Here is a 7,779-nt window from a genome sequence, read left to right on the forward strand (position 1 = left end):
TCAGGCGAGGCCGGGCCGTGGTCGGGGCGGTGGCGGGCGACGGACGTGCGAGGGACGCCTGGTGGTCCGTGCGTCAGGCGGGTACGACGTCCACGGCCGCCGGGGCGCACCGGGCCGCGTGCATCGGCATCTCGGTCAGCCCCGGGTAGTAGACGTGCAGACTGACGGACGGTTCCAGGGAGTCGTTGACCACCTCGTGCGCGTAGCCGGGCGCGAAGACCCGCTGCGCGCCCGGGTCCAGCGCACGGGTGGTGCGCTCGGTGCGCTCGGTCAGCCGGCCCTCCAGGACGGTCAGCACACCGCTGGACGGGCCGTGGTCGTGGAGCCCGCTGCCCTGGCCGGGCACCCAGCTCAGCAGCCAGACCTCGTAGCCGGGGCCGGTGCGCAGCCGGTGGTACCAGCGGGTGGTGGCGTCGTACCGGACGAGCGGCGCCCACTGCGCGCGGTCGGCGGCGATGGAGCGGGCGAGCCCGACGAACTCGGACACGGTGGAGGGGTGCTCGCGGGCGGGCTGGAGGAGGTGCTGGACCTCCAGGAGGTCGCCGGCGATCTGCAGGTCGCTGTCGCTGTTCATGGGTGAGGTGGTTCCTCGGCCTGGGGGTGCGTGTGCGGGTGTCACGGGGACCGGAGAGGTCTCGGCCGCGCGGAGGAAGCAGGGAAGACGTCCTGCGGGAGCGCTGCGGAGAGGCTCTGCGGGAGGAGCTGGATCAGAGCCGGAGCCCTGGGGCGTCAACAGCTGTGACAGCTGGAACAGCAACAGCGCGCCTGGACAGCGGTGCGGAACCCACGGACGTGGGTGGCGTACATCGCGGCGGTCGCTGGCATGCATCAAAGGTGACCGGCGGACCCGTCACTGTCAACCTGATGCCCGATTTGGGGGTAATGTTTCACCTCATCCGGTTACCGGACGCGGTGAAGGGTTTATTCGGCCACCATGGCGGAGATGTGGCGCATCAGCCGCGCCGCCAAACGTTGCTGAGGCTCCGTGACCCGAATGTGATCCTGATCGCTTCAGTGATCGAATCGAAACATCGGGCTGGTCCCGCTCGTCTCACTCAGTGAGAAGGCAGGCGCGGTGAGACCCATGGCATATGTCAGGTTTTTGGTGATTTGCACACTTTCTGCATAGGCTTGGTTCCGCAGAGTGAATACCTGGGCCAATAGCAGATCTTCGCTTGACTGGCCTTGAGCTACACACTTGTAATTTCACTCGTGTCGTTCGGCCGGAATCAGCAACGGCTGCATCACGGGGACGCAAGAGACAGACGAGGGGCGCACATGACCGAGCTGTTCCAGCAACTGCTGGTCGAGGACGCGGACGAGGAACTCGGCTGGCAGGAGCGCGCACTGTGCGCGCAGACCGATCCCGAGTCCTTCTTCCCCGAGAAGGGCGGATCCACCCGCGAGGCCAAGAAGGTCTGTCTCGCCTGCGAGGTCCGGTCCGAATGCCTTGAATACGCGCTTTCCAACGACGAACGCTTCGGAATCTGGGGCGGCCTCTCGGAACGGGAGCGCCGCCGCCTGAAGAAGGCCGCCGTCTGACCGCGGAACCCCGCGACGACGGAACGCCCCACCGCCGGAGACCCCGGCCGCCGGACGCCCGCCATCGGTTCCCCGGCCACCGAACACCCCGGCCGCCGAACACCCCGGCCGCCGGATCCCGGCCACCGGACATCCGGACATCCGGACCGCGACCGACCATGGCCCGCCGCCTGCGCCCTGCCCGCAGACGACGGGCCATCGCCGTGTCCGCGCCGCGGCTCCACCACCCCATGGCCGTCGCCCCGTTGGAGCGCTCGGCGCCGACGCGGTGGTCCGTACCGTTAGTGTGGGGCCCCGTCCGAGACGCGCCAACGCCCCGACAAGGGCGTGCGTGTACACCGATGCAGCCCCCGGGGAGACGCCCCCGGACCCGGCCGGAGGGCCCGTACCTCGATGTCCGTGCACAGCCAATCGGCGGCGCCGTACGCGGCCGCCACCGCCCCAGAGTTCCCCCGGCATGTCGTCACCGCCGTGCTCGTCTCCCACGACGGAGCCCGCTGGCTGCCCGACGCGCTCGCCGGACTGCTCGGGCAGGAACGCCCCGTACAGAACGCCGTCGCCGCCGACACCGGCAGCGCCGACGACTCCGCGCGGCTGGTCACCGAGGCGCTCGGCGCCGAGAGGGTCCTGCACCTCGCGCGCCGTACGAGCTTCGGCACCGCCGTGGACGAGGCGACCCGCACGGCCGGCGTCCTCACCCCCGAGGACCTGCCGTATCTGAAGCGCCCCAGCGGCTGGGACCCCGTCAGCAGGAGCTGGCGCGACGACGCCTACGACCAGCCCGAACTGCCGCACGGCGAACCGGTGCAGTGGCTCTGGCTGCTCCACGACGACTGCGCCCCCGAGCCCGACGCCCTCGCCGAGCTGCTGCGCGTCGCCGACGCCGACCCGCACGCCGCGATCGTCGGCCCCAAGCTCCGTGGCTGGTACGACCGCAAGCAGCTGCTGGAGGTCGGCGTCTCCATCGCCAACAGCGGCCGCCGCTGGACCGGACTGGACCGCCGCGAGCAGGACCAGGGCCAGCACGACCAGGTCCGTACCGTGCTCTCCGTCTCCACCGCCGGCATGCTGATCCGCCGTGACATCTGGGAGGAGCTCGGCGGCTTCGACCGCAGGCTCCCCCTGATGCGTGACGACGTCGACCTCTGCTGGCGCGCGCATGTCGCCGGACACCGGGTGCTCGTCGCCCCCGACGCCGTCCTCAGGCACGCCGAGGCCGCCGCCCGCGAGCGGCGCCCCATCGACTGCGCGGGGCGCTCGGTCGCCTCACCGCACCGCGTCGACAAGGCCGGCGCCGTCTACACGATGCTGGTCAACGCCCGCGCCAAGGTGCTGCCCTGGGTGCTGCTCCGGCTCGTCGTCGGCACCCTGCTGCGCACCCTCGCCTATCTCGTCGGCAAGGTGCCCGGCCAGGCCCTCGACGAGGTCGCCGGGCTCTTCGGCACCCTGCTGCGCCCCGGCAGGATCCTCGCCGCCCGGCGCGGCCGCGGCAAGGGCGCCGTCGACCAGGCCGAGTTGCGCGGCCTCTTCCCGCCGCCCGGCGCCACCGTCCGCGCCACCGTGGACCAGGTCGCCGGAAACTTCGGCAGCTCCGACGCCGAATCGGGCGGCTCCCGGCACGGCGCCGTGGAGTCCGGACCCGGCGGTGACGACGCCGACTTCCTGGAGATCGAGCAGTTCGCGCGGCTCAAGCGGATCGGGCGCAAGCCGGGCCCGGTGCTCTTCGCCGTTCTGCTCCTGGTCTCGCTCGTCGCCTGCCGCGGCCTCCTCGGCGGCGGCGCGCTGGCCGGCGGCGCGCTGCTGCCCGCCCCCGGCGACGTCTCCGAGCTGTGGAGCAAGTACGCGGACGGCTGGCACACGGTCGGCACCGGCGGCACACAGACCGCGCCGCCCTACCTGGCCGTGCTCTCGGCCCTGTCCGGACTGTTCCTCGGCTCGACCGGCTTCGCCCTCACCCTGCTGCTGGTCTGCTCCGTACCGCTCGCCGGACTCACCGCGTACTTCGCCTCCCGGCCGCTGCTCGAATCGAGGCTGCTGCGGGCCTGGGCGAGCATCGCCTACGCCTTCCTGCCCGCCGCGACCGGCGCCCTGGCGACCGGCCGTCTCGGCACCGCCGTCCTGGCCGTCCTGCTCCCGCTGATCGCCCGTGCCGCCGTCTCCGCGCACGGCATGCGGGCCGGCGGCGACGCCCGCGGAAGCTGGCGGGCCACCTGGGCGTACACCCTGCTCATCACCTTCGTGATGGCGTTCACGCCGATCGTCTGGCCGCTCGCGGTGGTCCTCGGCATCGGTGTGCTCGCCCTGCGCCGCGACGACATCGCCGCCTACGGGCTCCGCTTCCTCGCCGCGGTCGGCACCCCCCTGCTCGTCCTGGCACCCTGGTCGCTCTCGCTCCTCACCGACCCGTCCGCCTTCCTCAAGGAGGCGGGCCTGGACATCGGTACGGGGACGGCCTCCGCGCTCGACCTGCTCTCCCTCAGCCCCGGCGGCCCCAAGGCCGCGGGCAGCGTGCTGCTGCTCGGCATCGTGCTCGCCGCACTGGCCGCGCTGCTGCGCGGGGAACGGCAGTTCGCCGTGCGCACCGCGTGGGTGGTCGCGCTCGTGGCGCTGGCCTTCGCCGCGCTCGCCAACGGATCGGGCTGGGCGGGCCCCGCCACCCTCGTCTACGGGATCGCGCTGATCGCCGCCGCGCTGGTCGGCGCCGACGGCGCCCGGGTCCGCGTCGCCGAACTCAGCTTCGGCTGGCGGCAGCCGGTCGCCGCGCTGATCGCCCTCGCCGCCGGGCTCGCCCCGGCGCTGGCCGCCGTCGGCTGGATGATCGGCGGCGCCGCGGGCCCGCTGGAGCGCCGCGACCCGGTGCAGGTGCCCGCGTTCGTGGCGGAGGAGAGCACCACCCGCGACCAGCCGCGCACCCTGGTCCTCGGCGGCAGCTCACCGGCCACCGTCGCGTACACCCTGGTCCGGGGCTCCGGCGCGCGGCTCGGTGACGCCGAACTGGCCGAGGCGGGCGGCAGCAACAGCCACCTCGACAAGGTCGTCGCCAACCTGGTCGCGGGTTCCGGAGCCGACCAGGGCGGCCAGCTCAGCGGTTTCGCCATCCGGTACGTCCTGGTCCGCGACGGCGCCCCGAAGGAGATGAGCCAGGTCCTGGACGCGACCCCGGGGCTCAGCCGGCTGAGCCAGCTGGACGGCAGCGCGCTGTGGCGGGTCGACCGCCAGGTGGCCCGCGTCATGATCATTCCGTCCGGCGCCGAGGGGGAGCCGCTGCCCGTCGGTTCGCTCCCGGTGGAGGCGCACACCAAGGTCCCGGCGGGCGGCTCCGGCCGCGTGCTGCGGATCGCCGACGCCGCCGACCCCGGCTGGCGGGCCACGCTCGACGGCCGGACGCTCACCCCGAAGACCGTCGACGGCTGGGCCCAGGGCTTCGAGCTCCCCGCCGAGGGCGGCACGCTGGACCTCACGTACGACACCCCGTTCACCCACACCGCCTGGATCTGGGCCCAGTCCGCGCTGGCCGTGGTCCTGCTGGTCCTGGCCCTGCCCGGCCGTCGCCGGGAGATCGACGACGACCTCCCCGAGGAGGACGTCGCGGTTCCCGCGGAGCCGGTCGCGGGGGAGGGCCGCCGCGCCCGCAGGCTGCGCGCGGCAGCCCAGGCGGAGGCGGAGGCGGAACAGGCCGGAATCGAACAGACCGGAAACGAACAGGCCGGAAACGAACAGGCCGACGACGCGGCGGAGGACCCGGGGCAGTACATCCCCGCCCAGCAGACGGGGGAGTACCCGCCCGCCGAGCAGACCGCCGAGCCGCACCCGCACGGGAGCGACGACCAGAACACGTACGCCCCCCGGACCGGCGACCAGAACGGCTACGACCCGCAGGCCGACGACGAGAACACGTTCGTCCCGCAGGGCGACGACCAGAACGGCTACGCCCCGCAGACCGGCCACGATCCGTACGCGGCGGTGCCGCAGCAGCAGTACGGGGCCTGGGACGCGCAGCAGTACCAGGACGCCGGCTACCAGCAGTACCAGGGCGAGCAGTTCCAGGAAGGCCAGTACCAGGAAGGCCAGTTCCAGGACGGCCAGTACGGCACGCAGCAGGACCACCTCGCGGCCGACCCGTACCAGCAGAACGCCTACGACCCGTACGGCTACGCCGCACAGCAGCAGTACGACCCCCAGACCCAGGCGCAGGCCGCGTACGACCCGCAGGCCGCGTACGACCCCCAGGCCCAGTACGGGCAACAGAGCGCACAACAGAGCGCACAGCAGGGCGCACAGCAGGGCCAGTACGACCCGCAGAACCCCGACGAGAACGCCGCCCCGGGCCAGCACCCGTGGCCGACCGGTAACGCATCGCGAGGCGAGTCCGAGTGAAGTCCAGCAGCCTGTCCCTCATCGCGGGCACCGTCGCCCTCGCCGCCGTCACCGGATTCGCCGCGCTCACCGCGCCCGGCGGCGGGGAGGTGGCGCAGGCCAAGGCCGCCACCCGGCTGCCGGTGGAACGCTCCAGCCTGCTCTGCCCGTCCCCCGGCCTCTCGGACCTCGCGGAGACGACGTACACCTCCGTCACTCCCGCGGACAGCAGCGGCGGCGGCGAGGCCGGGACGGCCGAACTGCAGAACTCCACCGCCACCACGGCCGACGGCGGGAAGAAGGACGGGAAGGACCAGAAGGACAAGAAGAAGGCGGACCCCGGCAAACCGGTCCTCTCGCTCAAGGAGCCCGGCAAACCGGCCACCGCCGAGGCATCCGGCTCCGACGCCCCCGCGCTGGTCGGCACCGCCACCGGCCGCCTGGCCCCCGGCTGGACCACCCAGCAGACCACCATGGTCGAGGCGGGCGGCGCCCGCGGCCTGCTCGGCGTCAGCTGCACCCGGCCCGGCACGAACTACTGGTTCCCGGCCGCGAGCACCGCGAAGTCCCGCGAGGACTACGTCCATCTGACCAACCCGGACGACACCGCGGCCGTCGCCGACATCGAGCTGTACGGCCCGGACGGCTCCCTCAAGTCCGATGTCGGCGAAGGCATCACGGTGCCCGCCCACTCCAGCGTGCCGGTCCTGATCTCGACGCTGACGAGCGAGGCCGCCGAGGACGTGACCGTGCACGTCACCACCCGTACCGGACGCGTCGGCGCGGTCGTCAGGTCCGCCGAGGACGGGGTCGGCAGCGACTGGCTGGCCGCCTCCGTGGACCCGTCGGGCACCCTGGTGCTCCCCGGTATCCCCGCGGACGCCACCTCGGTCCGGCTGGTGGTCTTCGCACCGGGCGACGGCGACGCCGACCTGAAGGTGAAGCTGCTCGGCAAGACCGGCGCGATCTCGCCGGTCGGCCACGAGGACATCCACGTGAAGTCCCGGATGACCGCGGGCATCGACCTGAAGGACATCACCAAGAACGAACCGGGCTCCCTGCTGCTGACCCCGACCGGCAACGGGAAGGGCACCCCGGTGGTCGCCGCGCTCCGCGTGGTCCGCGGCAGCGGCGCCAAGCAGGAGGTCGCCTACATCCCGGCGACCGGCCCGGTGGGCGCGCGGGCGACCGTGGCCGACAACCGGGACAAGGGCTCGGTCCTCTCGCTCACCGCGCCGGGGGCCACCGCCACGGTGAAGGTCACGGCGTCGGCGGGCAGCGGCGGCGGCGAACAGGCCGTCAAGGAGTACACGGTCAAGGGCGGTACGACGCTGGCGGTCACCCCGCCCGTACCGTCCGGCCTCAAGGGCGGCTACGCCCTCACGGTCCGGACGGAGTCGGGCGGCCCGGTCCACGCGGCACGCACGCTCACGGTCACGCAGAACGGCGTCCAGATGTTCACCGTGCAGACCCTGGCGGACGACCACGGCACGGTCGAGGTACCCGCGGCCGAACAGGACCTGTCGGTCCTCGGCGACTGAGCGGGCGGTACGGGGCCGGGCCTGGAGGGTACGGAACTCCGGACTTTCGCCCGTACGGCGGGACTTCGCCTAGTGCGGCGGGACTTCGGCCCGTGCGGCGGGACTTAGGCGCTCCCGCCGCACGTGCGGCCGGGGTGCGGGCGTTGCCGCCAGTGCGGCCGCGCTGCGGGTGTTTCCGTCCGTACGGCCGGACTTCGGCGCCTCCCGCTCGTGCGGGAGTGGGGCGCTCCCTGCCCCCGGGCGGTCCCTGCCCCCGGGCGGTCCCTGCCCCCGGGCGGTCCCTGCCCCCGGGCGGTCCCTGCCCCCGGGCGGTCCCTGCCCCCGGGCGGTCCCTGCCCCC

General features: G+C 73.3%; 4 protein-coding genes. 3 read left to right on the forward strand and 1 reads right to left on the reverse strand.

The window, feature by feature from the left end; all coding sequences use genetic code 11:
* Positions 1–73: 73 nt before the first annotated feature.
* The gene (locus tag ACFVFH_RS20865; RefSeq protein WP_383770683.1) at positions 74–574 is read right to left on the reverse strand and encodes a cysteine dioxygenase; all 501 of its coding nucleotides are present in this window, start codon (positions 572–574) and stop codon (positions 74–76) included.
* Positions 575–1,278: 704 nt separating this feature from the next.
* On the opposite strand from ACFVFH_RS20865, the gene ACFVFH_RS20870 reads away from it, so the two are divergent.
* The 3 genes from ACFVFH_RS20870 to ACFVFH_RS20880 all read left to right on the forward strand — a co-directional run bounded on the left by ACFVFH_RS20870 (position 1,279) and on the right by ACFVFH_RS20880 (position 7,439).
* The gene (locus ACFVFH_RS20870) at positions 1,279–1,542 is read left to right on the forward strand and encodes a WhiB family transcriptional regulator (protein ID WP_030927001.1); all 264 of its coding nucleotides are present in this window, start codon (positions 1,279–1,281) and stop codon (positions 1,540–1,542) included.
* Between the two features lie 393 nt (positions 1,543–1,935).
* Positions 1,936–5,919: a glycosyltransferase gene (locus ACFVFH_RS20875; protein ID WP_383770686.1), complete on the forward strand. Its 3,984-nt coding sequence runs from the start codon at positions 1,936–1,938 to the stop codon at positions 5,917–5,919.
* Positions 5,916–7,439 carry a DUF5719 family protein gene (locus tag ACFVFH_RS20880; protein WP_383770689.1) on the forward strand — a complete coding sequence of 508 codons (1,524 nt, stop codon included), beginning with the start codon at positions 5,916–5,918 and terminating at the stop codon, positions 7,437–7,439. Before ACFVFH_RS20875 ends, ACFVFH_RS20880 begins: the two co-directional genes overlap by 4 nt.
* The last annotated feature ends 340 nt before the right edge of the window (positions 7,440–7,779 follow it).

The sequence above is a fragment of the Streptomyces sp. NPDC057697 genome (genome assembly GCF_042799335.1).
Lineage (GTDB): Bacteria > Actinomycetota > Actinomycetes > Streptomycetales > Streptomycetaceae > Streptomyces.